At 44.4% G+C, this 23,285-nt stretch carries 22 protein-coding genes and 1 pseudogene; 5 read left to right on the top strand and 18 right to left on the bottom strand.

The window, feature by feature from the left end; translation table 11 throughout:
• Positions 1 to 82: 82 nt before the first annotated feature.
• The 6 genes and pseudogenes from tilS to deoC all read right to left on the bottom strand — a co-directional run bounded on the left by tilS (position 83) and on the right by deoC (position 5,119).
• Positions 83 to 1,159, bottom strand: a complete 1,077-nt coding sequence (gene tilS / locus C7Y66_RS15320; protein WP_106546259.1) for a tRNA lysidine(34) synthetase TilS — start codon at positions 1,157 to 1,159, stop codon at positions 83 to 85.
• Positions 1,160 to 1,183: 24 nt separating this feature from the next.
• A pseudogene (gene ccsB / locus C7Y66_RS15315) lies at positions 1,184 to 1,582 on the bottom strand (c-type cytochrome biogenesis protein CcsB); the annotation flags it as partial.
• 17 nt (positions 1,583 to 1,599) lie between these two features.
• The gene (locus C7Y66_RS32990) at positions 1,600 to 1,728 is read right to left on the bottom strand and encodes a hypothetical protein (RefSeq protein WP_255409992.1); all 129 of its coding nucleotides are present in this window, start codon (positions 1,726 to 1,728) and stop codon (positions 1,600 to 1,602) included.
• Positions 1,718 to 3,394 (bottom strand): MFS transporter, encoded by a 1,677-nt coding sequence (locus C7Y66_RS15310; protein WP_106546258.1) that lies wholly within the window; start codon positions 3,392 to 3,394, stop codon positions 1,718 to 1,720. Before C7Y66_RS15310 ends, C7Y66_RS32990 begins: the two co-directional genes overlap by 11 nt.
• Complete coding sequence (recO, locus tag C7Y66_RS15305; protein WP_106166650.1) at positions 3,381 to 4,340, bottom strand: DNA repair protein RecO; 960 nt, start codon at positions 4,338 to 4,340, stop codon at positions 3,381 to 3,383. Before recO ends, C7Y66_RS15310 begins: the two co-directional genes overlap by 14 nt.
• 68 nt (positions 4,341 to 4,408) lie before the next feature.
• On the bottom strand, positions 4,409 to 5,119 hold the full coding sequence (gene deoC, locus C7Y66_RS15300; protein ID WP_106166651.1) for a deoxyribose-phosphate aldolase: 711 nt from the start codon (positions 5,117 to 5,119) through the stop codon (positions 4,409 to 4,411).
• A 174-nt stretch (positions 5,120 to 5,293) separates the two neighbouring features.
• Between deoC and C7Y66_RS15295 the strand changes: the two genes are divergently transcribed.
• Both C7Y66_RS15295 and C7Y66_RS15290 read left to right on the top strand, forming a co-directional pair.
• Entirely contained in the window at positions 5,294 to 5,542 is a 249-nt protein-coding gene (locus C7Y66_RS15295) for a helix-turn-helix domain-containing protein (protein WP_106546257.1), read from the top strand.
• Positions 5,535 to 6,407: a Cfr10I/Bse634I family restriction endonuclease gene (locus C7Y66_RS15290; RefSeq protein ID WP_106546256.1), complete on the top strand. Its 873-nt coding sequence runs from the start codon at positions 5,535 to 5,537 to the stop codon at positions 6,405 to 6,407. Before C7Y66_RS15295 ends, C7Y66_RS15290 begins: the two co-directional genes overlap by 8 nt.
• A 12-nt stretch (positions 6,408 to 6,419) precedes the next feature.
• On the opposite strand, the gene C7Y66_RS15285 is transcribed toward C7Y66_RS15290, so the two are convergent.
• From C7Y66_RS15285 to C7Y66_RS15250, 8 genes are all read right to left on the bottom strand, one after another.
• Positions 6,420 to 7,613 carry a DNA cytosine methyltransferase gene (locus tag C7Y66_RS15285; RefSeq protein ID WP_106546255.1) on the bottom strand — a complete coding sequence of 398 codons (1,194 nt, stop codon included), beginning with the start codon at positions 7,611 to 7,613 and terminating at the stop codon, positions 6,420 to 6,422.
• Positions 7,614 to 7,881: 268 nt separating this feature from the next.
• Positions 7,882 to 9,180: a DNA cytosine methyltransferase gene (locus tag C7Y66_RS15280; protein WP_106546254.1), complete on the bottom strand. Its 1,299-nt coding sequence runs from the start codon at positions 9,178 to 9,180 to the stop codon at positions 7,882 to 7,884.
• 117 nt (positions 9,181 to 9,297) lie between these two features.
• Positions 9,298 to 10,476 (bottom strand): cysteine desulfurase family protein, encoded by a 1,179-nt coding sequence (locus C7Y66_RS15275; protein WP_106546253.1) that lies wholly within the window; start codon positions 10,474 to 10,476, stop codon positions 9,298 to 9,300.
• A gap of 123 nt (positions 10,477 to 10,599) precedes the next feature.
• Positions 10,600 to 11,874 carry a glycosyltransferase gene (locus tag C7Y66_RS15270; protein WP_106546252.1) on the bottom strand — a complete coding sequence of 425 codons (1,275 nt, stop codon included), beginning with the start codon at positions 11,872 to 11,874 and terminating at the stop codon, positions 10,600 to 10,602.
• 162 nt (positions 11,875 to 12,036) lie between these two features.
• Positions 12,037 to 13,269, bottom strand: a complete 1,233-nt coding sequence (locus C7Y66_RS15265; RefSeq protein ID WP_106546251.1) for a glycosyltransferase — start codon at positions 13,267 to 13,269, stop codon at positions 12,037 to 12,039.
• A gap of 29 nt (positions 13,270 to 13,298) precedes the next feature.
• Positions 13,299 to 14,102 (bottom strand): bifunctional 2-polyprenyl-6-hydroxyphenol methylase/3-demethylubiquinol 3-O-methyltransferase UbiG, encoded by an 804-nt coding sequence (locus C7Y66_RS15260; protein WP_106546250.1) that lies wholly within the window; start codon positions 14,100 to 14,102, stop codon positions 13,299 to 13,301.
• A 66-nt stretch (positions 14,103 to 14,168) separates the two neighbouring features.
• Positions 14,169 to 14,906 carry a class I SAM-dependent methyltransferase gene (locus tag C7Y66_RS15255; protein ID WP_106546249.1) on the bottom strand — a complete coding sequence of 246 codons (738 nt, stop codon included), beginning with the start codon at positions 14,904 to 14,906 and terminating at the stop codon, positions 14,169 to 14,171.
• Positions 14,903 to 16,432 (bottom strand): lipopolysaccharide biosynthesis protein, encoded by a 1,530-nt coding sequence (locus C7Y66_RS15250; protein WP_106546248.1) that lies wholly within the window; start codon positions 16,430 to 16,432, stop codon positions 14,903 to 14,905. Before C7Y66_RS15250 ends, C7Y66_RS15255 begins: the two co-directional genes overlap by 4 nt.
• Positions 16,433 to 17,055: 623 nt before the next feature.
• On the opposite strand from C7Y66_RS15250, the gene C7Y66_RS15245 reads away from it, so the two are divergent.
• Entirely contained in the window at positions 17,056 to 17,523 is a 468-nt protein-coding gene (locus C7Y66_RS15245) for a MarR family winged helix-turn-helix transcriptional regulator (protein WP_106546265.1), read from the top strand.
• Between the two features lie 168 nt (positions 17,524 to 17,691).
• Complete coding sequence (locus C7Y66_RS15240) at positions 17,692 to 18,963, top strand: MFS transporter (protein ID WP_106546247.1); 1,272 nt, start codon at positions 17,692 to 17,694, stop codon at positions 18,961 to 18,963.
• 43 nt (positions 18,964 to 19,006) lie between these two features.
• Here the strand turns inward: C7Y66_RS15240 and C7Y66_RS15235 are convergent, their stop codons facing one another.
• A complete protein-coding gene (locus tag C7Y66_RS15235) occupies positions 19,007 to 19,387 on the bottom strand; it encodes a hypothetical protein (protein ID WP_015152254.1) in 381 nt (126 codons plus the stop codon).
• Positions 19,388 to 19,628: 241 nt separating this feature from the next.
• Here C7Y66_RS15235 and C7Y66_RS15230 point away from each other — a divergent pair, with 241 nt between their 5' ends.
• Positions 19,629 to 20,159, top strand: coding sequence for an orange carotenoid protein N-terminal domain-containing protein (locus C7Y66_RS15230; protein ID WP_015152253.1), 531 nt, complete (start codon positions 19,629 to 19,631; stop codon positions 20,157 to 20,159).
• A gap of 393 nt (positions 20,160 to 20,552) precedes the next feature.
• On the opposite strand, the gene C7Y66_RS15225 is transcribed toward C7Y66_RS15230, so the two are convergent.
• The 3 genes from C7Y66_RS15225 to C7Y66_RS15215 form a co-directional block, all read right to left on the bottom strand.
• Complete coding sequence (locus C7Y66_RS15225) at positions 20,553 to 21,290, bottom strand: ABC transporter ATP-binding protein (protein ID WP_106546246.1); 738 nt, start codon at positions 21,288 to 21,290, stop codon at positions 20,553 to 20,555.
• 84 nt (positions 21,291 to 21,374) lie between these two features.
• The gene (locus C7Y66_RS15220) at positions 21,375 to 22,679 is read right to left on the bottom strand and encodes an ABC transporter permease (RefSeq protein ID WP_233222688.1); all 1,305 of its coding nucleotides are present in this window, start codon (positions 22,677 to 22,679) and stop codon (positions 21,375 to 21,377) included.
• Positions 22,660 to 23,285, bottom strand: a 626-nt coding sequence (locus C7Y66_RS15215; protein WP_146149800.1) for an efflux RND transporter periplasmic adaptor subunit, incomplete at its 5' end; no start/stop codon positions are given. The genes C7Y66_RS15215 and C7Y66_RS15220, both read right to left, overlap by 20 nt.

Genomic DNA, 23,285 nt, shown 5'->3' with positions numbered 1-23,285 from the left:
AAAGTCAAAATCTTAACGCCATAAGCATTTTATATTGTGGCTTTCTGGTAGCTGATTTCTGCCATGCTGCACTATGTTTAATTTACTTTAACCAAATCCAATCTTTGTCTACTGTGGCGATCGCCCCGCCAGGAAAAGGATCTGTTTGCGTTCCATTTGGAGCAGCAATCAAAGCCATGAGTTTTTCAATCTGCTCGAAGTTGGGGGAGCAACGTAAAGTTTGCTGCAAAATCTGCCGCATCACGCGCCGTTGTAGAGCGATGTGGGCTGTTTGTAAAATGCGGCGGTCGATTTTTGTTGGGGAGTTGGTAATGGGTAATGGGTAATGGGTAATGGGTAACTGGTGATTGACTTCTCCCTTATCCCCCTGTCCCCTTATCCCTTTGTCTTCCCAATCGACAGCAAGCTGTCGCAACTCATCGGCTGCTCGTTCGAGATATTCGACTTCTGCTTGTAAAAGCTCTGCAGTTTGAGCTAGGGTTAGCTCTACTTGCGAGTTGAAGTGGGTTTGGATGTAGGGCAACAATTCTTGTCGGATGCGGTTACGGGCATATTTAAGATCCAGGTTAGTTGTATCTTCCCATACCTGAAGTTGCCGCTCTTGGCAAAATTGAGCGGTTTCAGTTCGCGTAACTTCTAACAGGGGACGCACCAGTAGGGGCGCATAGCTTTGTGTCCCTACATGAAGAGGGCGTTGCCAAGTTAGAGCTTGCAAGCCATCTGCGCCACTGCCGCGAATTAAGTTGTATAGTAAGGTTTCGGCGCGATCGCTGGCTGTGTGTCCCGTAGCGATATACGGGTAGTTATGCGTTTGGGCGATCGCCGCTAGAGCTTGATAGCGCCATTGTCGTGCGGCTGCTTCATTGAGTAGAGGCTGCTCGGCTGTATGACAATAAAATGGGACTTTCCAACGTTGAGCTAGTCGCGCCACAAAGTCAGCGTTAGCCTGAGAGTCAGAACGCCATCGGTGATCGCAGTGAGCGATGCCTAATTGCCATTCCCATTTGGGTTGCAAATCTAAAAGTAACTGAACGAGGCATAAGGAATCTTGCCCGCCAGATACAGCTACGAGCAATCGCTGATGCTTCTCTAGGAGATGACGCGATCGCAGGGTACGATGTAGGCGGGCGTGAAGCGGAGTCCAGTTAGCGCGACTCATCTTAGTTGGTTTGTTGTCTGTCACTTAAAAAAACCAACCGTAAGAATGCAAACCTTTACCTAAAAGATTTACACCCAGATAGCAAACCCAAACGATAACGAAGCCAGTTGCAGCTAGAATGGCTGGGCGACGACCTTGCCAACCACGGGTAATACGGGCGTGAAGATAGGCAGCAAATACTAACCAAGCAATCAACGCCCATGTCTCTTTCGGGTCCCAGCTCCAGTAAGAGCCCCAAGCCTCGTTAGCCCAAACTGCACCAGCAATGATACCGATTGTCAGTAAGGGAAAGCCGAGTCCAATGGTGCGATAGCTGATGTTATCTAAAGTTTCGGCAAGGCTGAGGCGTTGGGGGGAAAGTGGTGTGTAAGGGAGCCAGTGCGGTGCGGGGGTTTCCCCCGTTGTAGCAACTGGCGTTGTGGGGTGTGGGGTGTGGTGAGTCAATTCTCTCCCTCAGCTCCCTCAACTCCCGATCGCTCCCTCAGCTCTCTTTCCCCTGCTCCCTGCTCCCAGCTCGTCCCTGCTCCCTTAATTCCCCCCAAAGCCTCTCGTTGATAACTAACTAACAATCTGGGTCTCTGTACGGCAAATATACCAGGTTAAGAGACCTCCTGCGATCGCGATTACGGCTAAACTTAGAAAAACTGCCTGTAAACCAATTAATGTCTCTGCTAAACCAGCCAGTGCTAGCGGTAGAGACAAAGCAATATTAATGGCGTTATTTTGGAGACCAAAGACTTTACCATGCATGTCAGGCGGAGTCTCTTTTTGAATTGTGGTCTGCATGGGGATCGCTACTAAGGCAGCACAAGCCCCTAGTAGCGCAATCAATGCTAAAGCAAACCACAGTTGGTGGGAGAACATCGATAGACCGACTAAGGAGGCTGCTACGCCCGCAGAACCCCACAAACTTAATTGAGCGTGGGAAAAGCGTTGACCGAATTGACCGAGGAGAGTTGCACCAGAGGCAATTCCAACTCCGCCAGCCGCTAACAAAAAGCCAAATTGAGAAGATTTTAACCCTGGAATGACTTCTGCTAGCCGCACGGCAAGCACGGTTAGAGCGGCAAAGATGGAAAATAGAATGATTAGCTGGAGGAGGGCATTGCGGACGCGACGATTGTGTTTGAGATAGCTGAGTCCATCACGTAGATCTTGCAAAACGTGGGGCGGTTCTCGATCGCTATCGGGTAGGCTCTCGCCAGTTTTGAGAAGAAATAAAATCAGTCCGGCGATCGCGTAACTCCCGCCAACAACGATTTCCTTACCCATACCCGTACCGATCCCAATCCGATCGGTAATTGTATCGGCGATCGCCAGTAATGGTTCTCCTACCGCAAATCCCACAACCACCAAAGCCATCATTGTCGTGGTATAAAGCGAGTTAGCTGAGAGTAAGTGTCTTCGCTCCACGACTAAAGGAATTGCTGCTTGTTCGGCTGGAGCAAAGAACTGTGTCAGTGTCGAGATCGCAAACGATAATCCTAAAAGAATTGCAAAGCCTACGGGCAAATTAAAAATTGAATGCCAGTCTTGCGTGAACCACAGCAGAAATGGGACTGACAACACAAAAACGCCCCGTAGCAAGTTTGTCACTACAAGTACAATCTTTTTCGACCATCGATCGACAAATACCCCTGCAACTGAGCCAAATAAGACTGCGGGGATGGTAAAAGCCATCATAATCGCCGAAACCCACCCGCTGATACTTTGATCGCTGGCTTGAAAACGACTGGAAATGATGGCGATCGTCATCACTAAATAAACTTTATCGGCAAGTTGAGAAAAGACTTGACCGCTCCACAAAGAGAGAAAATTGCGGTTGCGCAAAACGGGCAAAAATCCTTGTGACTCATCTGATGGCGGCTCGTCTCCATACTCTTGAGAACTGCCGTTTGAGCCACTCGACTCCGTGGCGATCGCGCTATCTTGACTTGCTGGCATTTTTGTCATTACGCCATTTCTGACAGTTTCATTTAACTGCTCTATTTTTGGCAGCTTGTCGTCTGCCTCTCCCATAGAAAATTCGCTTTTTTCTTGAGTGTATGTTTTTTCTGGAATATTTGTGCTTTCAGCTACAGAATTATGAGATATTTGCTTTTTACTAGATAGATATTTGGGCGTAGATGGCGTAGACCGCGAATTAGCAGCGTGACCTCCAACTTGACTTCTGAGGGAATTAGCCTGAGAAGCGGATGGCTTGGTATTTCTTGTATCTAAATCAAACGGTTGCATGATCTTCTGTTAAAGGACTCGGCAGGGATGCAAAATAACTATCGATCAGGGCAGCTGACCGAATGGGGCGACCGAAGTGATACTGTACGTACTGACGCAAAATGCGTTCGATTGACAGCCAGTTATGGCGATCCAGAACGGCGATCGCAGGTAAATTAGCCTGAGACAGTTGTTGCAATAAAGCTAGTTCTGCGGCATTTATCCGCCGATCGAGTACGAGTTTCTCTTGTTTGTGGGCGATCGCCCGATAACCCGTACCCATTGCCTCTGCCACTCTGCCCGTGGGTGGCAAAATATTGGTATTAGTAACATCATCAGATTTTATAGATTTGTTGCGATCGCTGTTTTTGCCTATAGCCGTGGCATTTTCCCAAGCAGACAAATTTACCGTTCCCCCTGCTGAGGTACTAAATCCTACTTGCCAGTTAGGAGTAGAAAAATCTGGAGTCAGGGAATTTGCCGTTAAAGAACAAGCTTGAACTTGAGGCGCAACCCCTGCCAAAGCCAACAGATGAAACGCTGCATGGCATAAGTGAGCTAAAGTCGAAGATCCCGCTGATTTAGGCAATTGCTCCAGGCGTTTGAGATGCTCGTTGAGCAAGAAAAATAATTCAGTTTGGGGTTGTTCGCTCAAAGCTTGACACATCGCCATTTCTGCCAAATACTGGCTAGCTGCGAGCTTACCTAAATCTTGACTCAGAGCAGGGTATGACTCTATGGTCTCAGCTTGAGTAATTTTATCGAGCGATCGCCCCTGAGCAATCAACAGTTCGTTGACGACAAACAACCCGCTTCTACCACCAATCTTGGAATTTTGCTTTCTCACCCCAGGCGCAACAGCTCGGATCAAACCAAACTCCTGAGTCAAAATCGTCAGCAACCGATCCGCCTCGCCCAAAGGCATACTCTTTAAATTAATTCCGGTGGCTTTGTAGGTACGACTCATCTAGGAAAGAGTTAGGTGTTAGGAGATAAGGAGACAAGGGAGCAATTCTATTCACTAGCCACCAGTCACTAGTCACTGATAACTGTTCGCTGATAACTGCCTTTTTCCAGGTTATCGCGCTGGCGGAGTAGATCGACGCTGCGAGATGTACCCAATCGCGTCGCCCCTGCCAATATTAGCTCTATTGCCTGGTCTATAGTGCGAATTCCTCCCGATGCCTTAATACCGACTCGTTCCTTAGCAATTTCTTTGAGCAAGCGCACATCCGCCACTGTTGCACCCCCATTCCATCCCGTACTTGTTTTGAGAAACGCTGCCCCCGCATCCATACATATATCTGCGGCAAGTCGTTTTTCTGCCTCTGTCAGAAGGGTAGTTTCTAAAATAACTTTGACTGTTTGCCCCGTTTCTTCGCAAATTTCGGCTATTTCTCGGTGCAGTGCTTCTGTTTTCTCAGCTTTAAGCCAGCCCAAATTGATGACGACATCTAATTCAGTTGCCCCGCTGTCGGCTGCTTCTTGCGCTTCGTATAACTTCACGGCTGATGTCGTGGCTCCGGTAGGAAAGCCAATCACCGTACAGACTTTCGGTTTTTTGCCGTGGAGTAGTTCTGCTGCTTGCCGCACGTAGACAGGGTTGATACATACTGCGGCAAATCCAAATCTGTCTGCTTCCATACACCACTGTTCCACTTGGGCGGGTGTTGCCGTTGGAATCAGCAAGGTATGGTCGATTAATGGGGCAATGTCAATCTCGCGGTAGTCTGCTGCTGCCACCATCACTGCTGCTCTCAGTCACCTCTGTTTTAAGTTTTATCAGAATTCCGAGACAATATTTAAAGTTTTTTTACTCATACTTTAATCGAATATTGAAAATGGTATTTGGGTTAAATACCTTAACTGTCACTCATAATCTGTAGACTCATAGTCTGCACTGAAGATATTCTTCGTGCCGTGGAACATGAGGGTAAATCAGATATTAAGAAGCGTTTTGGGCTTGCTGTCAGACAACGTAGGCAGAAGCTCGGCTTGTCACAAGAGGAACTTTCTTTTCGAGCTGGACTTCACCGTACATATATTTCAGATATCGAGAGAGGTTCTCGCAATGTGTCGCTAGAGAATATTGAAAGGCTAGCAAAAGCGCTAGAGATTTCTGTTTCTACTCTCTTCACCAAATACGGCATAGAGAAAGAAAATGGATAATTACACAAGTTGGTTTACACCAGATCGGGATGGGAAAATTCGGATTAATAGTATTTTAATATACAAAAGTTTGTCTTCTCAAATAATTACTAAATTAGATAGCAATACATCTGTTAATGAAATTGTCAGATGGATCAAGCATGAAACTATTGAAGCTTTTAAAATAAAGTATAAAAAACAGCCGGAAGTAGGCGCTCTTAATAATGCATCAGGGCGTTGGAATGAATTTCTCGCAACAAGTTTACTATCCGAAATAGTAGTCGATCTAAATATAGAAAATAAATTATGTATTATTATTTTTTCTTTACCAAATTCTCAGGTACAGAGTAACAAAGATATAGCATATTCAAAATTCATAGGTTTATTTCATAAAAATGAAATTGATACAAAACAAGCTCTATCAAAAATTGAACCTTTTCAAAATAATATTTTTCTGCCAAGTCCTGACTATATTATTGCTGTTCTTAATCAAGAATCTATTTTTACACAAGTTCAGAGATTGCTAAAGGCTCAAGTCAGAGAACCAGATAGTTTAGCATTGTATGATTTATTGAAAGGAAGGTTACATTTAGCAGAAGTAAAAGCAGCAATCTCTTTGAAAACATCAAATCGTTCAGATCGCCGATACCAACCTTTGTTTGAAGCAGCTATGATTAAAGCAATCAGTCATTTATTAGAGCAAAATTGGCGATATTACATGGTGGTCAGCGAACTAACTGATGCTGATAGAACTATATTTTGCCAAGCAATTGCTCCTCATGGTATCGCCTTGCGGCAAAATTTCTCACTAGTAGATGGTACATACCTGTATAATAGGAAAGCAGATTTGATACCGTTAGTTGAAGCGGCTATCAAAGTTAGTTAACCATGAAGTCAATTAAAATATTAAAGGCATGTTTAATTGCTGAGAATTTAGTTGTTTGTAGTAAAGTTTTTCAGTTTGTAAAAAGTCAATAATAGTTTGTGCTATTGCTTTTGATGCTAAGTAAGGCACGCCATTACCAATAGTTTTAAACATATTAGTTAACGACATATTTGGTGGTAACACAAAATCTTCAGGTAAAGATTGTATCGCTAAAGCTTCTGCTACTGAAATTCTTCGTATTTTATAGGGATGTAAATGGACTTCATTGTTTCCATAGCAAGCTGTAGGAGAGTAGCGCCACCTATGTAAGCGCTTAAAAGACTTCTTGGAATCATCTCCCTCATCAATAACAGTAAATCTTTTTAGTCCTGCTCTTGGTTGAAAATAGTGGTCAGTATTGAGATGATTTAACACATCATTTTTTCTAAACCAGTATTCAACTGTTAGTTCTTGAAGAGTATCTTGAGGACAAGGCAGTACAGAATTTTCTTGGAATGGACTTGTAAGAGACCAAGAGCAAGCAAAAACTCTATCTTTAGAATGTATAATATGTTTTTCCCAAGGAAATAAGTTTTCAGGAAGTAACCCACTCTTATCTAAAGTTAGTCCTAGATTCGTAAGTAAATTTCTTTGAAAGCCAATGAGAATAATTCTATCTCTATCTTGAGGTACGCCATATTCTATAGCATTAATCAATCGTTCTGATAACACATAACCCGTCTCTATTAACTGTTGCTTCAGAGTTTCAAAAAACAAACGGTGTTTTTTTGTCTTCCATAAACCCTTAACATTCTCGAATAAAAAGAAATCCGGCTGCTGTTGACAAATTACTTCTATGTAAGAAGATGAAAGTCTACCATGTTCTCCTTCCTGTCCTCGATTTTTCCCTCCAATAGAAAAATCAGGACAAGGAGGACCACCAATGAATCCAATAATGTTAGTATACCTGCGGCAATCTTGCAGTAACTCTCTAAGCTGTATGGCCGATCGACCGCTTATTAATTGAGTAATGTCTCCTTCTTCTCCTGTGTGATATCCGTATTCTGGCAAGGGTAAGTTAAGGCACTGTCTAGAGTATTGATAGGCGTGTGTGAATGGTGGAAAAATTTCGTTGACATAAACGATGTTGAAGCCGCTAGATTCAAAACCTAGATCGAGAAAACCTGCTCCAGCAAAAAACGAAAAAATATAAGGGAGTTCGCTCATTTCTTATTTGTTAGGGGGAATTGAGTATTTAAGATAACTTACTAGATGGAGTTATTAATAATGTGTTTAAGTCATAATTACAATATACATTAGACGAGAGCAAGAATAAAAATAAGCTTTATGCCTTGCTCAGTGTGTAAATAAGCTTTAGTAATAATTTTTTCACAATCGCCCATAGCCCTCAAGCATGAAATTGTATTTAAAGGTAGTTAGAAAGGCTCCATTAACACTCATAAATAAGTGGAAAGGTAAAAAACAACAAACACAATCATTTTTTCTGTCTTAACCTTGGCGCGATCGCATTTGCCGCTACACCGTAAATTCGTGCTGCTTGAGTCATATTGAGTTGCAGTAGGCGATCGCTTCCCAGTTGTTGTGTTTCTTTTGGTTTGACTGGTACTACTCCTAAAACGCGGATAATTTCTCTTGCAATTGCTTGAGCTAAAAGCGGTGGTACAGAATTTCCCACTTGGCGAAAACCGTGCCATTTTGTCTGATGAAATCGAAACCAGTCGGGATAGGAATGCAATCGGGCAGCTTCTCTAACAGTAATACATCTGGGCTTGTAGGGATGAATCGGGCGGGGTGACGTAAAAGCGCCCAAATTACTCGCCGTTCCAGCTCTTAAAGTATTACAAATACCTTCAGGTGCAAGTTTATAAAAGTGACTGATTGGCTCTACTTCTCCCCATTTTGTAGCAGCAAATCTCTCAATAGAATTGTCGCCGTGACGAGTTCTCATGCTAGAAGTTAATAGATGCAAATCGAAATGGCGATCGCCAGCGTAATTATCATTACCAGCAAAGAAACTGCGCATTTTACTACTATAATGACTAGGTTTGTTGTATTCAACAATTGCCCAATCTTGCTGAAATAATTCTGGATACATTTCTACTACTGGAAGATCGCAGAAAGCATCCCAAATTGTGGGAGTCGATCTGAGATTAGGTAAATTTAAAATATATTTTGACTTGCGAGAGAGCGAGGGTTTTGTTATTGGGTGAGGATATTCAGGCAAAGGTAAACCGTAACGACAGCCAAGCAGAAATAATCTGGCTCGATCTTGAGGTACACCATAGTTCGCCGCATTTAAAACTCGATAATCTGTTTTAACTTCGTATCCACCAGCGCCAAAAGCTGCAATTAATTCTGAGAGAAATTGGCGATGATTGCCAATAGTTAATCCTGGCACGTTTTCAAATACAAAATATTTTGGTTTTAGCTCTAGTACCAATCGCAAAAAGTGATGTACCAACGCATTGCGCGGATCGTCCAAAGCGCGTTTGCCAATTAACGAAAATCCCTGACAGGGAGAACCGCCAAAGACGACATCAATATCGCGATCGCCTATTGCCGAACAACTTCTAACTTCCGTACTTGTAGTCTCGGTGACACTCTGACATAAAACCTTGCAAAACGGAAAATTAAACTGATGGGTTGCACAATGGATCGGATCGATTTCCACAGCTGCCAGGACATCAAAACCTGCTTGTTCAAAACCAAGCGTCATCCCACCAACACCTGCAAACAAATCTACACCGATAGGTCGTCCGCTATCCATTTCCATTGTTCAAACACACCACGTTCAAACACACCACGTTCAAACACACCACAGTTTGAAGTCAATTATCGCCCGTGGCTTGTCTTTTTTTCCTATTCATCTTTACCAATAACTGTTAACTGTTCACCGATCGCCGATCGCTGATAACTGCTTTTGTCGCCGCAGGCTAGAGATTGTCGCCACAACATGTTCTGCTACGCGATCGATCTCCTCTATCGTATTAAACCGCCCAATCCCAAATCGAATTGAGGCATAAGCTAGCTGTTCCGAGCGCCCCAAGGCGAGTAAAACGTGAGAGGGGGCTGTTTTGGCAGAAGAACAAGCCGCGCCGGAAGACACCGCTACAACAGGCTGTAACCCCAAGTGTAGGGCAGTACCGTCAACTCCTTCGACGCTAATGTTTAAATTACCAGGCAACCTTTGGCTAGGATGTCCGTTTAAATACACCCCGTCTAATTGGCTTAACTTTTGCCACAGCCGATCGCGCAATTGAATTTGGCGCTTTGCCTCTGTCTCCCGTTCTGCCAAAGCGATCGCGACTGCTTGACCAAAACCAACAATCTGCGGCGTATACAAAGTCCCAGAACGCATTCCCCGTTCTTGTCCGCCGCCGTGTAGCTGTGGTGCTAGTTGGACTCTAGGATTGCGCCGTCGCACGTACAAAGCACCAATCCCTTTTGGTCCATAAACTTTGTGCGCCGTCAGCGACATTAAATCGATCTGCATCGCCTGCACGTCGAGGGGAATTTTGCCGATCGCCTGTGCCGCATCAGTATGAAATAAAACTTGGCGATCGCGACACATTTTCCCAATCTCTGCCAACGGTTGCAATACACCAATTTCATTGTTTGCTGCCATCACCGAGACTAAAATCGTATCGGGACGAAAAGCCTGTTCTAATTTCTCTAGATCGATCAACCCATCTATTTGCACGGGTAAAAACGTCACCTCAAAACCGAGCGATCGCAAATATTCGCTAGGGTCGATAACAGCATTATGCTCTGTTGCTAGCGTAATAATGTGCCGTCCTTTCTGAAAATAAGCCTCAGCCACCCCTTTAATGGCTAAATTATTTGCTTCCGTCGCTCCACTCGTAAAGACAATTTCTTCTGGCGTAGCCGCGATCGCCTCTGCCAAGATTTCCCTTGCTTGTCTCACCGCCGCCTCTGCTTCCCAGCCGTAAGCGTGGCTGTTACTCGACGGATTACCAAAATGCTCCCGAAAATATGGCAACATCGCCTGCAAAACTCTTTCATCTAGCGGCGTAGTCGAGTGGCAATCTAAGTAAATTGGGCGAGACATGGCAATAGTGGTAATTGGTAATTGGTAATTGGTAGTTGGTAGTTAGCGAAGTCTCCCTTGTCCCCCTTGTCTCCCTTCTCCCCCTTATCCCCTTATCCCTTATTCTTACCTAGCCTCTAGCCTCTAGTTATCACTTTCCGTGACGCGCCAGCTGAGTTTGAGGTTGATCCAGAAGTTCCAGAACGTGACGATCGCGATCGCGAGAAGATTGGCGACTTGATAGTGAACGTGCAAAGTGTTGTAGAGGACATTCAGCAGCAGGATATTCAATACTAAACCCATCAAGCAGACGATATTAAATTTCAACAACCGCTTGATCCGCTTGCGCCAACCGCGTTGCTGTCGGGACATATCGCTGAACGTCCAAGCATCGTTCCAGAAAAAGTTATTGATAATAGCAGCTTCTGCGGCGATCGCTTTACTCCGCGTCAACCCCCACCCCAATCCACTCTGATCGTGGAGGAGATATAAAACTGCCATATCGACAAATACCCCGCTAAAACCAACCGCACCGAAGCGGATAAATCTGCCAATCGGGAAATTAATTTTTTGTCGGATTCTACCGATCCGTCCTCGCGAAACTCGCAGTCCGATCAAGTGCTTGATGTAGTCTACATACTGCTTCCACGTAACTTTGCTTTCGCCTTCGCGCCGTTCTTGAAAAACGTAACCAACTTCGGCAATTTCTTTAATGTCTCCCCGTCCTAAAACTTCAATCAAAATTTTGTAGCCCACAGGACTGAGAGCTGCTCCGGCGATCGCTTGTCGCTGTACCATAAAATAACCGCTCATGGGGTCAGACACGCGCCCCACGACTTGCGGTAAAATTATCAAGCCTAATAGTTGTGCGCCTCTTGACAAAAAGCGACGTACCGCACTCCAGCTACTCACTCCCCCACCTTCAATGTGGCGACTAGCTACAGCTAAATCTGCACCGTCATTCATTGCAGCTAAGAGTTTCAATAAAACTTGCGGTGGGTGTTGTAGGTCACCATCAATTACGCCTAAAATCTCTCCATTGGCTGCTTGCCAACCGCGCACTACAGCTGTAGAAAGTCCCTTTTCTGTAGTCCGTCGCATCACCCGCAATTGGGGGTACTCCACCATTAGACGCTGAGCAATTTCCCACGTCCGATCCGGGCTATCATCGTCAACGACGATTAATTCATAATCTTCTGACAGAATTGGATCGAGAAGATTGCTGAGAATATTGACGATCGCGCGAATATTTTTTCCTTCGTTATATGTTGGTATTATCAGAGAAAAGCGTACCGAATAGCTTTTTTGTCCTCTATTTGTCTGAATTTCTCTATCTGAGGTAGCGGCTGGCGCAGTTTCAGGTATGAGTAGAGAGCCTGTAGGAACTGGTAATAGAAAGCTTTGTTGTCCGAGTGCCATAAATCTTTTTGGGTGTATTTTATTACTTTGTTCCGATAAAACCTAGACAATCATTGTCAGCGCCGCCATGCTATTTCTCTGCTTCTTCCTGGGTGAATTATATCTAATCGCGATTCAGGAGTTTTTCTCGCTACTCTTGCTTCAAAGCTAAATGTTATGTCCTCAAGCACCTAATAGTTTTTGATAGACATCAACGAGTTGTCCGTTAAGTCGATGGATATTGTAGTATTGTTCCACACAGGCTCGACCTGCTACCCCCATTTCTTGCCAAATTTCGGGATTTTCTAGTAGATAACTCAATTTTTCAGCTAAAGCATCCGCATCTCGCTCTGGGACTAAAAATCCCGATCTACCATGTTCGACGAGTTCGGGAATGCCGCTATGCATGGTACTCAAAATTGGCATTCCACAAGCCATTGCTTCCATTAAAGAGACTGGAATACCTTCTCGATCGCCATTTCTACTTGTAACGCTGGGAGCCATATAAATGTGAGCTTGAGCGAGAAGTTCGGTAATCTCTTGCTGTTGTTTCCAACCTAATAGTTTCACCTTATCGGTTACTTTAAGTTCTTGAATTAGTATTTGTAGCTCGTCTTTTAAGCACCCGTCTCCTACTATTTGATATTCTATTTGGGGAAAATCTTTTGCTAGTTTTGCTACAGCACGAATTCCATATTCTACGCCTTTTTTTTCGACGAGACGCGCAATAGTAATTACCCGCACTACGCGATCGCTGTATTGACGTATTTTAAAAGTAAATTGATGACAATCAATTCCCATATGGTGAACGACAATTTTCTTTTCGTCGCCACCTAAATCAATAAGTTTTTGCTGCCACAACTTGCTAATTGGCATTAATAAATCTGCGGTCGATAGCAAGCGATCGTAAACGCGATCGCCGACTTGCTGAAGATAAAGAGTGATATCAAATCCGTGAAATACGGTAATCAATCGTCCTTGAATTGCCCCAATTTCTTTTAATACAGATGCTTTAACACCATTCATTCCAAAATGACAGTGAATGATATCATACGATCTACTACGTTTTAGCCAAGGAGTTAACTCGTAAATTAGCGTGAGTCGGCTAACTTTTCTGACAGATTCAGAATAGAGCAATCGCGCGATCGCCTGAGGTGCTTTGTGAAAATTAGTTGCGATTAAACCCAATCCTTTCAACCATTGTTGCCAGCGATTACCAGGCATTTTAGCAGCATAAAAAGTTCGCGATCGCAAGCCATACTTTTCGACATCTGGATGCACTTTTGAATCTTGCGATCGCGGCTGAACGGCATAAATATCTACCTCATGTCCTAGCTCGATTAAACCTGAAATTTGATTCAGGATAAAGGTTTCAGACAAAGCTGGAAATTCCTGCACGACAAAGGCTATTTTCATCTAAAACCAAGTAGAAACAACTCTATTATCTAAGAGCGATCGCCCTCAACTAACTTTTGGACTCGTTGGCGCTTCCACCATCTTGTCACCCGAACAATTCCAGGTAGATTTGTTAGAGTAACTAAGCCACGATAAGACAAATTTTGGCGCAGAGAACTGAACCCTTTAATTGGTAAATAATCTTGTTGGGCGATCGTCCCTGTTTCTGCCGCTCCTCGTTCGACAATCGCGTGGACATAATCGTTTGTATTCCATACAGAAATTGTACTCCAATAGGTCAGCGTTCCTTCAACGGCTTTTCCGACTTCGACCAAATCTTCTAGCGTGACAACTTCATCAACGACTTGTAAACCTTCTCCTGATGCGTAGAGTGCGGCTTGCTTTCCTGGACTAGGAATCGTCAACAAAATTTTGCCTTGAGGACTCAGCAAAGCGTTGAATTTACGATGTAAATCTCCCCTTGCTGCTAGAGGAATATGTTCGTAAACATCAGGTAAAACAATCGCATCCCAATTTCCTTCAATTGCTTCCGTCACCACGTTAACTTGGCGATATTCAATGCGAGGATGACTAAATAAACTCCGAGCCAAACGAAGATTTTCCGAACTAATATCTACTGCTAGAATCTGAGCTTTTCTTGCTATCCATTTAGCAATAAAATGAGTTCCTTGTCCCGAACCACAACCAATAACTAATATTCTTGCCGTATCGGGATGAATTGCCTTGGTAAAAAACTCTAGCTGGCGATCGATCCGTTCGTTACCGTAAACGTAGTCCCGAATAAAAGTTGGAGAAAAGTTGTTGTAGAAAGTTTCAACTGGACTAACCACCATAGATTTGAATTTCTCCTTTTTTTGCTGAAAATAATACAGTAAAATTCTTCACTAGAAAAGCTACAGTTAAGAGAAAACCTTCTCCTCTCCTCTAGATTTTTTGGCAAGGATAATATACACTGCTGCATCGTTAGATAACTGTTCGGGATGGCGCGATTCCATCCAAGCGATCGCCCGTTGAAGCAACCAAATGTAGAATTTGCGCAAGCGACCCGGTATTTTCTCTTCTGTAGCATCTTGCCAAAGTTGCAATCCAGCAGATGCCATCCCAAACACACTTTGCACCGATACAATCTCAAACCCAGCTTGCACGATTTCCCGTTGCAAACCAGCAGCCGTCCAGCGCCAGTAATCGCAAGGATCGGGGTGATATCGCCAAATTCCGTGAGTTGAAAGCACCAAAGCGCTACCTGGCTTGAGAACTCGATAAGCTTCCTTCAAATAGACTTGAGGTTGTTCTACATGTTCCAAAACCTGAGAAGAGAGGACGCAATCAATACTTGCATCGGCAATTGGTAGCTGTCCTTGGCAACCAACCGCAATTTCGGCGCGATCGTTACCTGGAAAGTCAGCCCCAATGTAGCGATCGAATTTTTGTTTAAATAAAGATTCGTAAGGCTTGTTACCACAACCGTAATCGAGTAACTTTTCTCCCGGGACAAGCAACTCAGATTCAACTAGATACTGCAATTTTTCTAGCAACAATTTGAGAATTGCATAGCGGGAGTGAAAGCGGTTGGGACGCACGCGATCGCCCCGTTCTTGAACTTGGTAAGTATACCGAGAAGGTGTCGCTACTTTCATCGTCGTTGTTTAAATTCTCGCAGGAAGGACAGATAAAAAGATTTCTTGCCAAACAAATAAAACACGATCGCCACGTACAATCCTGCCATCACTAACGTGCAAGCGATCGCGATTCCCCACACTGGTAAAATCGGATTGAGTGCAAATTTAATTCCTATTGTGGCAAGCCCCGCGATCAGAGCAGCAACGAGCGATTGGGCGATCGCCGAGAACAAATCGCTCGTCGTAATTTCTAGACCGCGAGTCGCATAATACATACAAGGATAGACTTGTAAAAGCATCGCTACGGCATAGCATAAAGCAACTCCCCGCGCTCCATAAGGCAGACCGATAAAGAACGATACCACTGTCAAACTAGAAGCAAACACGCCCCATTTCAACATCCGGTCTGTTTTGCCTGTGGCAATGTACAACCAACCAGCCGTATTGCAAAGCGGTTGAAATATGGCGGCGACACCGAGAAACCGAAACAGAAAACTAGCTTCTCGCCGTTGAGAACCGAGAATTAGCGTCACGACTTCTTCAGAGATCGCGATCGAAAGGATAACTAAAGGTAACGTGAGAAATGTAACTAGCGAGACTGCTTTAAGGTAGTAGTTGCGAAATTGCTGCGGGTCTGCCTGTAATCGACTTAGGCTAGGGATTGCCACCGCAGTAATCGGGGCGTTAATTTGTTGCAGTGGCAAGAGTAACAAGCCATAAGCTTTGGCATACAGCCCTAATTGTCCTGCACCCCAATACCGACCGATTAAGATGTTATCTAGGTTGCGGGCAAAGTAATTAATTACGTTGAAGCCCGTGAGATGGCTGCCAAAAGTCAATAATTCGCGAATATTAGCGTGTCGTTGCGGTAAACTCGGTCGCCAGCTACACAGCAACCACGCACCTCCCATTTGACCGATCGCGATCGCGATTTGCATGACGACCAATGCCCAATATCCTGCACCATACCAGGCTAAAACTAAAGCGCTGACGACTCCAAAACCCATAGCAACAATATCAATTGCTGCCAAAGCCGTAAATCGCATCTGGCGGTTGAGCAAAGCTTGATGCTGGACTGTTAAGCCTCCAAACAGAAAACCAATTGCTGAAACGATCGTAATTAAGGTTAACCGGGGTTCGTTGTAAAATACGGCGACAACGGGAGCGATCGCGCAAGTTACGAGAGTTAATAACAGGCTAACTGCAATATTTACCCAAAACAGGTTGCTAATCTGGCGGTGGTTAATTTCTGCCTTTTGGATGGTTGCCATCGACAACCCCATATCTTTAAATAAGGCGACAAAACCCGTTACGGCAGTCACCATCCCGACTAAACCGTAATCCTGCGGCGCTAGCAGGCGGGCTAAAATGACTGTAGAACCCATTTGCAAGGTAAACTTGCAAGCTTGAGCTACCAGCGTCACTGCTCCGCCGCGTATAGAACGCTTTTTGAGGTCGGCATTGAGATGATCGGTACGAAAGTGTCTGTCGCGATCGCTCTGTTCGGAGCTGGTTTTTAAAGACTCTGGCAAAGGCTCTGGCAAGGCTGCACCTGGATAAATTAACGGGATCGATCTGGCGATCGTGGCATTAGTGACTCTGACTTCTGAGCATCATAATCAAAAGTTTGAATTCGGGCAATTGTATCCTAGAGTTGTCTTTTCAGCAATAATTCCCTGACGAATAACTGCGATCGCGCTATTTTGATTTTTTCCATCTCGCACGATAACGTGTTTTTTTGCACCAGGTAAACTTACGCCGAACTCTTTACTTACTCTAAATCTTCCGTACCTCTGGGATCGGTTCCTGTCACACCAGCAGCAATACATTTTAGTTCAAAGCATCGAGCCTCGGAGATCCCCCCAACCCCCCTTAACAAGGGGGGCTATGATTCCCCCCTTTTTAAGGGGGGCTAGGGGGGATCGTCTTATCTAAACTGTATTGACACCAGCACGACTAGCGAATTAAGCCTAGTCACAAAACTACTCCGAAAGTTATATTTGTGCGAGCAAAACGCACGATCTACAAATAAATGCAACAATCCATACTCTGCTATACGAAATTACCCGCTTGCTTTGTGGTTACATTTTTAGAGACAGTTATGACAGATTGTCAAACTCAAAAGAATTTAGCTAAAATAATATTACGTATGCGAAATATGCCCGAAATGCCTCCTACTTCTACCGAACGAAAAATTGCCGAGCCATTGCGAGAAATTTTAGCGCCGTATAGCGTTGGCTACCGGATTAAGCTGTTAGGTCAGTTGGGGAGCCGCAGATTTCAAGAACGCCTCGAACCCTTTGGTCTGACACCCTTTCACTGGGTCGTGTTGTGCTGTTTGTGGGAGGAAGATGGCTTAGCCACTTGTAGCATTGGGGAGAAATTGCAGCAGGTAGGAGGGACTTTAACGGGAGTACTCGATCGCATGGAAGAACGAGGACTGATCCGCAGAGAACGCGACCCTCGCGATCGCCGCATTTGGCGGATCTGGCTGACGGGTGCTGGTCGAGAACTAGAAAATATATTACCCCCAATCGCTTTAGATTTGAGGGAACAAGCCATGCAAGGCTTTTCTCTGGAAGAACGCCAACTATTTTCTAGGTTAATTGACCAAGCGATCGCCAATCTTTCCTAAAAACTCACAACTCCACTGTTACTCGTACACAGCGATCGCTGGAAGCAGAGAAATTGTTAGTATCAACATACTCCAATCCTATGTTTCAACAATAGTTCTCTGGATGGTGTTCCGAGGCAACAAAGTATTTATTTAATAAATAAGTGCTTTCCTGAATCTAGATAAAAAATGAATAGAATTGCAAATATTGCGGTCGTACCTGCTTTAAGATCGAGAAACTACCGTTTATTTTTCTTTGGACAAGGGGTTTCATTAATTGGTACGTGGATGACGCAAACGGCAACAATTTGGCTTGTGTACAAACTCACAAATTCAGCGCTGATGTTAGGTATTGTGGGATTTTCAAGTCAAATTCCCAGCTTCTTTTTAGCCGTTTGGGGTGGAGTTTTAGTAGACCGATTCAATACACATAAAATTTTAGTTATTGCTCAAATATTAGCCATGATCCAGTCTCTAGTGCTAGCAGTATTAGCGCTATCAGGCACGATCCATATTTGGCATTTCATTATTTTGAGTTTATTTCAAGGCGTAATTAATGCTGTAGATGCTCCGGCTAGGCAAGCATTTGTACCAGAAATGGTCGAGAAGAGAGATGATTTAGCTAGTGCGATCGCGTTGAATTCTTCTCTAGTTAATGGCGGACGGTTAGTTGGACCTGCGATCGCGGGAATTTTGATTGCTAGAATTGGCGCTGCTTACTGTTTTTTAATTGATGGTTTAAGCTATATTGCTGTCATTGCGGCTTTAATGGCAATGCGCTTAAAACCAAAGAAAATAGTCGTTACAACCGCCAATCCATTGCAAAGATTACAAGAAGGATTTGTTTACGCCTACAACTTTTCTCCGATCCGCTCGACCTTGCTATTACTGGCTTTATTTAGTTTAATGGCAATGCCTTATATTACCTTAGTTCCCATATTTGCTACCAAAATTCTAGGTGGAGACGCGCGCACTTTAGGCTTATTAATGGCAGCCTCGGGAGTGGGAGCAATTGGCGGAGGAATTTATTTAAGCACTCGCAAAACAGTTGTCGGTTTGGGCAAAATCATTGCTTTAGCTCCGGCACTTTGCGGCATGGGAATTATCTTTTTTTCCCTATCAAGAATGCTATGGTTATCCACCCTTATGTCAGCGTTAATTGGACTTGGTTCGATTCTGACTATTTCCTCCAGCAACACTGTCATTCAAACTATTGTTGAAGATGACAAACGCGGACGAGTTATGAGTTTATTTACCATGTCCTTTTTAGGAATGGTTCCATTTGGTAACTTATTTGCTGGATTTTCTGCCGATCGCATTGGTGCTACCAATACTTTACTTATTGGTGGAAGTTTTTGTATTATCGGCTCGCTATTATTTGCCAGACAGTTACCTAAACTCAGACAAGCAGCCCATCCAATTTTGCAACAAAGAGGTATATTATCCCAGACAAACACGTAGAGACGCTCGCGGGAACGTCTCTATTTCACCTCTCTATTTCAAACTATGAATTTACGTCCTTTGCCATGTCCATGTAATCAGCCGGATTTCCGGTTGACTTGGAGTCTTTGTTGATTTCCTGCGAAGGAGAATTCACATCCTTTGCCATATCCATGTAGTCAGCAGGATCTCCCGTTGGCTTGGCTACTGTTTGCTGTTCGTCTGACTCGGAAACTTGAAATTCAGGTTGAGTCACCTTTTCAGCTGCCATCGCACCTTCACCCTGACGATCGATTTCGCTGACGCTGTATTGCTGGGCAGCGGCATAATCTGCATCAAAATCTACTGTAGGTGCTTTTTCGACTCCAGTAGCTATATTCTCAGCTGCTAGCTGAGCATCTTGTGTAGGAGTTTCATTAGGGTTCGATTTAATTTCTTCTGGCATGGGTCACTCCTATTGAAATTATTTTATGTTGTAAGGCAATCCTATCAATGCGATCGCCTACTCTCATAACCCCACTAAGATAGATTTTTCTCTCATCCTTCTCTTACTAATGTCTCTGCTGTCTCTGCTACTAAAGATATAAATTCCCACTAATTAAAACTATCTCTCTCGGAGGGCGAATTGCGTCCCCCAACTCTGATAACCCTAAGCTTGAGAGTTTAAATTAACTGGGATATCAGCAATGACATCAAGCTTCAATCCAGATCGGTCTCAAGCGCTTTCTGCCGAGACTCAAAACATCATAAAAGCTTTTGATGCCTTAGACACCGACGCTAAGTTGGCTTGGTTTTATTTGGTTTACAAAAAGATGGGAGATTCAATCACTCCAGCTGCACCAACTGCTGCCGAACCTGAACTAGCACCAAGACTACTAGGAGACTTTTACGAATTGTCAGACGACGAGCAGCTTGCAATTATGCGGCAAATTGTCAACAAAGAAAATACAGACTATTCTCACGCCTACGGTGCGTTGAAAGAAAATAATCAACTGATGGTTTGGTATGCTTGGGCTCAAGCTATGGGCGATACTGTTGTCGGAATGCCTTCAAGCTATCAAGCATCTGAACCAATTAAAAATTTACTTTCCCAAACTGAAGGACTCGAATTTGAAGATCAGATTTCCATCTTCCGCACAATTTCAAGTAATATGGGTTACACAGATATTAAGCCTATAGAAACACAAGCTCAAACAGGCAAAACTTCTAGTCTTTAAGTTGTCATTTGTCATTTGTCATTCGTCATTTGTTGTTGGTAAGACGTTTCTTATTTACGACTGTTCCTCCCTTTTTTAAGGGGAGCTAGGGTGGACTTTTGATGAGTGGCACATCCCCCTTTTTTTAAGGGGAGCTAGGGGGGACTTTTGATAAGTGGTGCATGTTCCCCCCTTTTTTAAGGGGGGCTAGGGGGGATCTTTTAATGAGTAGCACAGTTTTTCGATCCCCCAACCCCCTTAAAAAGGGGGCTTAAAAAAGTGGACATGGGGCTATTAACAAATTTGACGTAGCAAAGTTTATTGGCAATTTGCATTTGTGCAATTACGATCGCCACCCGCTAATGCGGGTTTTTTTCATGCAACAAAGTTCAATAAATTCCTCAAGATTGTCTACTAAGAAGCTGCAACTTGACCGATATCATCGGGAGTTAGGTGCGAGTGGATGACTTGACCGTCGCGAAACCAAACAATTCGGTGAGTTTGCTTTGCTACCTCTGGTTCGTGCGTCACCATAATAATTGTGATCCCACTAGCATTGAGTTCGCCAAATATCTGCAAGACTTCTTGAGTCGTGCGCGAGTCGAGAGCGCCAGTCGGTTCGTCTGCTAGGAGCAAAACTGGTTGATTCACGATCGCCCTAGCAATTGCTACCCTTTGTTGTTGTCCGCCAGAAAGTTGATTGGGCTTATTGTGCAGGCGATTTTCTAACCCAACACGCTTGAGTGCTGCTGTAGCGCGATCGCGACGTTCGGCTGGTTTGATCCCAGCGTAAACCATCGGTAGCATCACATTTTCTAAAGCGCTGAGTTGGGGCAAAAGGTGAAACTGTTGGAAGACAAAGCCAATTTTGAGATTGCGAATATGTGCTAAGTCAGCATCATCTAACTGAGCGACATCCAAATTATCTAAATAGTAGTGTCCGCTGGTTGGGCGATCGAGACAGCCAATCATATTCATAGCTGTAGACTTACCAGAACCAGACGCACCCATAATCGAACAATATTCGCCTTGCTCCACAATTAAATTGACATCTACTAGCGCCCGCACCTCTGTTTCTCCAAAACCATAAATCTTAGAGATATTTTCCAAGCGGACGATAACTGGTTTAGTAATACTTTTTAAATTAGTCATTTTTCAGTTAACAGTGGCTAGTGGCTAGTGGCTAGAACTACTCCTTTGTCTCCCTGGTCTCCCTTGTCCTCCTTGTCCCAAATCTTAACTATTTTTCAGGGCGATAATCGGGTCGAGTTGAGCGGCGCGACGGGCGGGAACTACGCCAAAGATTAATCCAACACCACCAGAAATCCCTACAGCTAGGGCGATCGCGGCAATGGGAACGCTGGGTTGGAGAGGGGTTAATACACCAACGATCGCCACACCACTGATGCCGATCGCCGTACCAATTAAACCACCCGATACTGAGAGAATAATTGATTCGACTAAAAATTGTGCCAAAATTGCTTGGGGAGTGGCTCCAATTGCTTTGCGTAAGCCAATTTCTGGCGTGCGTTCGGTGACTGACACCAGCATGATATTCATGATGCCTACGCCGCCAACAAACAGCGATACACCTGCGATCGCTCCCAGCATCAGCGATAGCACTCCTGTCACCTGCGAGACTAATTCTTGAAAAGATTTGTTGGCGACGACTACAAAGTCTTTTCTACCGTGCAATCGCGTTAGTAAGTTAGTAATTTGAAAAGCTGCAACTCGCACGTTGTGTTTATCTTTTGCCGCAACTTGAATGTGGCTGATTGGTGTTCCAAACGCCGATCTTCTACCATCAATTTGAGTTGCCATTGTCGTGATGGGAATGTAGGCAACATTATCTTCATTTTCTCCGGCAAAAGAACCCTTAGCTGTCATGACTGCAATCACCTGAAAGCTAGTGTTTTTGATTTGGATATCTTTGCCAATTGGGTTTTCGCGATCGAATAGTTTTTCTGCTAATTCTGCACCCAGAACGACCACGGGAGAACTTTGACGCATTAAAGAAGCATCAAAGAACCGACCGCGATCGACCATGAGATTTCTAATCTCTCGTAGTGCTGGTGTTGTTCCTTTGACTTGGGTATAAGTTTGATTGTTGCGGTAAGAAATTAATAAGTTATTTTCAATGACTGGAGCCGCTGACTTAACCGCTGATGCTTGTTTTTTCACTGCTTCTGCATCCGATAGCACTAGCCCTCGTTGTTCGGAAATAAATCCTTCTGAATCGTCACGACTAGAAAACACCAGCAATCGATTTGGTCCGAAAGAATCGAGTTTGTTAAGAGTGTAGTTCTGCGCTCCCTGCCCTATGCCTACCATTGCAATCACAGAAGCATTACCGATGACAATTCCTAACATAGTTAAGCTACTCCGAAGCTTATCAGCCGTCAGAGTAGCAACTGCCATTTTGATACATTCAATGGGATTCATGAAGAATTGGTGATTGGTAATTGGTAATTGGTAATTGGTAATTGGTAGTTGGGTGGACAACACCCACCACAGCTTACTCCTAGCTCCTAGACTCTTCATCCACGCCAGGAATGGCTTGACCGGGGGGAGGGGTAATCAGGACGCGATCGCCTCGATTCACGCCTTCGAGAACTTGAGCGTGAGTGCTGCTACTCGCGCCTAGAGCAACTTCGCGAAATCGGATGTGTCCTTCTCGATCTGGCATAAATACCCCTGTTTGACCGTTTTTCTTGGTGACAACTGCTGTCAGGGGTACGACAACTGCATCCTTAATTTTGTCGCTGAGGAAGGTGAGTTTGATATTCATGCCTGATTTGAGCTGGTTTTGCCCTGTTTGCAGGCTCACTTTGACGCGAAAGGAGGTGACATTATCTTCCCTGATTGCTCTGGGTGCGATCGTGCGGACGCGACCTTTGAAGGTTTTATTGTAGGCATCGGAACGGATTTCTACTGGCTGATTGGGGGTAATCCGCGCAATGCTAGATTCTGGGATTTTGGCTTCTACTTCTAAACCGCTGGAGAGTTCGGCGATCGATGCGGAAGTAGCGCCATCCGAGGAAGAAGCGGATGTTGTGGGAGTCACGAAGTCGCCTTGTTGAGCGTAGCGGCGCGTGATCGTGCCTGCAAAAGGAGCGCGGACTAAAGTGTTTGATAGTTGAGTTTGGT

This window comes from Chroococcidiopsis sp. CCALA 051, assembly GCF_003015105.1.
Taxonomy (GTDB): domain Bacteria; phylum Cyanobacteriota; class Cyanobacteriia; order Cyanobacteriales; family Chroococcidiopsidaceae; genus Chroococcidiopsis; species Chroococcidiopsis thermalis.
This window is presented reverse-complemented; position numbering and strand designations above follow the sequence as displayed.

What these genes read in the sequence shown, in the direction of transcription:
- C7Y66_RS15260 (WP_106546250.1), bottom strand. Translation starts at nt 14,102, where the DNA reads ATGGTGGTTAGTCCAGTTGAAACTTTCTACAACAACTTTTCTCCAACT.
- C7Y66_RS15220 (WP_233222688.1), bottom strand. Translation starts at nt 22,679, where the DNA reads ATGAAGAGTCTAGGAGCTAGGAGTAAGCTGTGGTGGGTGTTGTCCACC.
- C7Y66_RS15310 (WP_106546258.1), bottom strand. Translation starts at nt 3,394, where the DNA reads ATGCAACCGTTTGATTTAGATACAAGAAATACCAAGCCATCCGCTTCT.
- C7Y66_RS15245 (WP_106546265.1), top strand. Translation starts at nt 17,056, where the DNA reads ATGCCTCCTACTTCTACCGAACGAAAAATTGCCGAGCCATTGCGAGAA.
- C7Y66_RS15275 (WP_106546253.1), bottom strand. Translation starts at nt 10,476, where the DNA reads ATGTCTCGCCCAATTTACTTAGATTGCCACTCGACTACGCCGCTAGAT.
- C7Y66_RS15255 (WP_106546249.1), bottom strand. Translation starts at nt 14,906, where the DNA reads ATGAAAGTAGCGACACCTTCTCGGTATACTTACCAAGTTCAAGAACGG.
- C7Y66_RS15270 (WP_106546252.1), bottom strand. Translation starts at nt 11,874, where the DNA reads ATGGCACTCGGACAACAAAGCTTTCTATTACCAGTTCCTACAGGCTCT.
- deoC (WP_106166651.1), bottom strand. Translation starts at nt 5,119, where the DNA reads ATGGTGGCAGCAGCAGACTACCGCGAGATTGACATTGCCCCATTAATC.
- C7Y66_RS15230 (WP_015152253.1), top strand. Translation starts at nt 19,629, where the DNA reads ATGACATCAAGCTTCAATCCAGATCGGTCTCAAGCGCTTTCTGCCGAG.
- C7Y66_RS15235 (WP_015152254.1), bottom strand. Translation starts at nt 19,387, where the DNA reads ATGCCAGAAGAAATTAAATCGAACCCTAATGAAACTCCTACACAAGAT.
- C7Y66_RS15240 (WP_106546247.1), top strand. Translation starts at nt 17,692, where the DNA reads ATGAATAGAATTGCAAATATTGCGGTCGTACCTGCTTTAAGATCGAGA.
- C7Y66_RS15280 (WP_106546254.1), bottom strand. Translation starts at nt 9,180, where the DNA reads ATGGAAATGGATAGCGGACGACCTATCGGTGTAGATTTGTTTGCAGGT.
- C7Y66_RS15225 (WP_106546246.1), bottom strand. Translation starts at nt 21,290, where the DNA reads ATGACTAATTTAAAAAGTATTACTAAACCAGTTATCGTCCGCTTGGAA.
- C7Y66_RS15285 (WP_106546255.1), bottom strand. Translation starts at nt 7,613, where the DNA reads ATGAGCGAACTCCCTTATATTTTTTCGTTTTTTGCTGGAGCAGGTTTT.
- C7Y66_RS15290 (WP_106546256.1), top strand. Translation starts at nt 5,535, where the DNA reads ATGGATAATTACACAAGTTGGTTTACACCAGATCGGGATGGGAAAATT.
- C7Y66_RS15265 (WP_106546251.1), bottom strand. Translation starts at nt 13,269, where the DNA reads ATGAAAATAGCCTTTGTCGTGCAGGAATTTCCAGCTTTGTCTGAAACC.
- tilS (WP_106546259.1), bottom strand. Translation starts at nt 1,159, where the DNA reads ATGAGTCGCGCTAACTGGACTCCGCTTCACGCCCGCCTACATCGTACC.
- recO (WP_106166650.1), bottom strand. Translation starts at nt 4,340, where the DNA reads ATGAGTCGTACCTACAAAGCCACCGGAATTAATTTAAAGAGTATGCCT.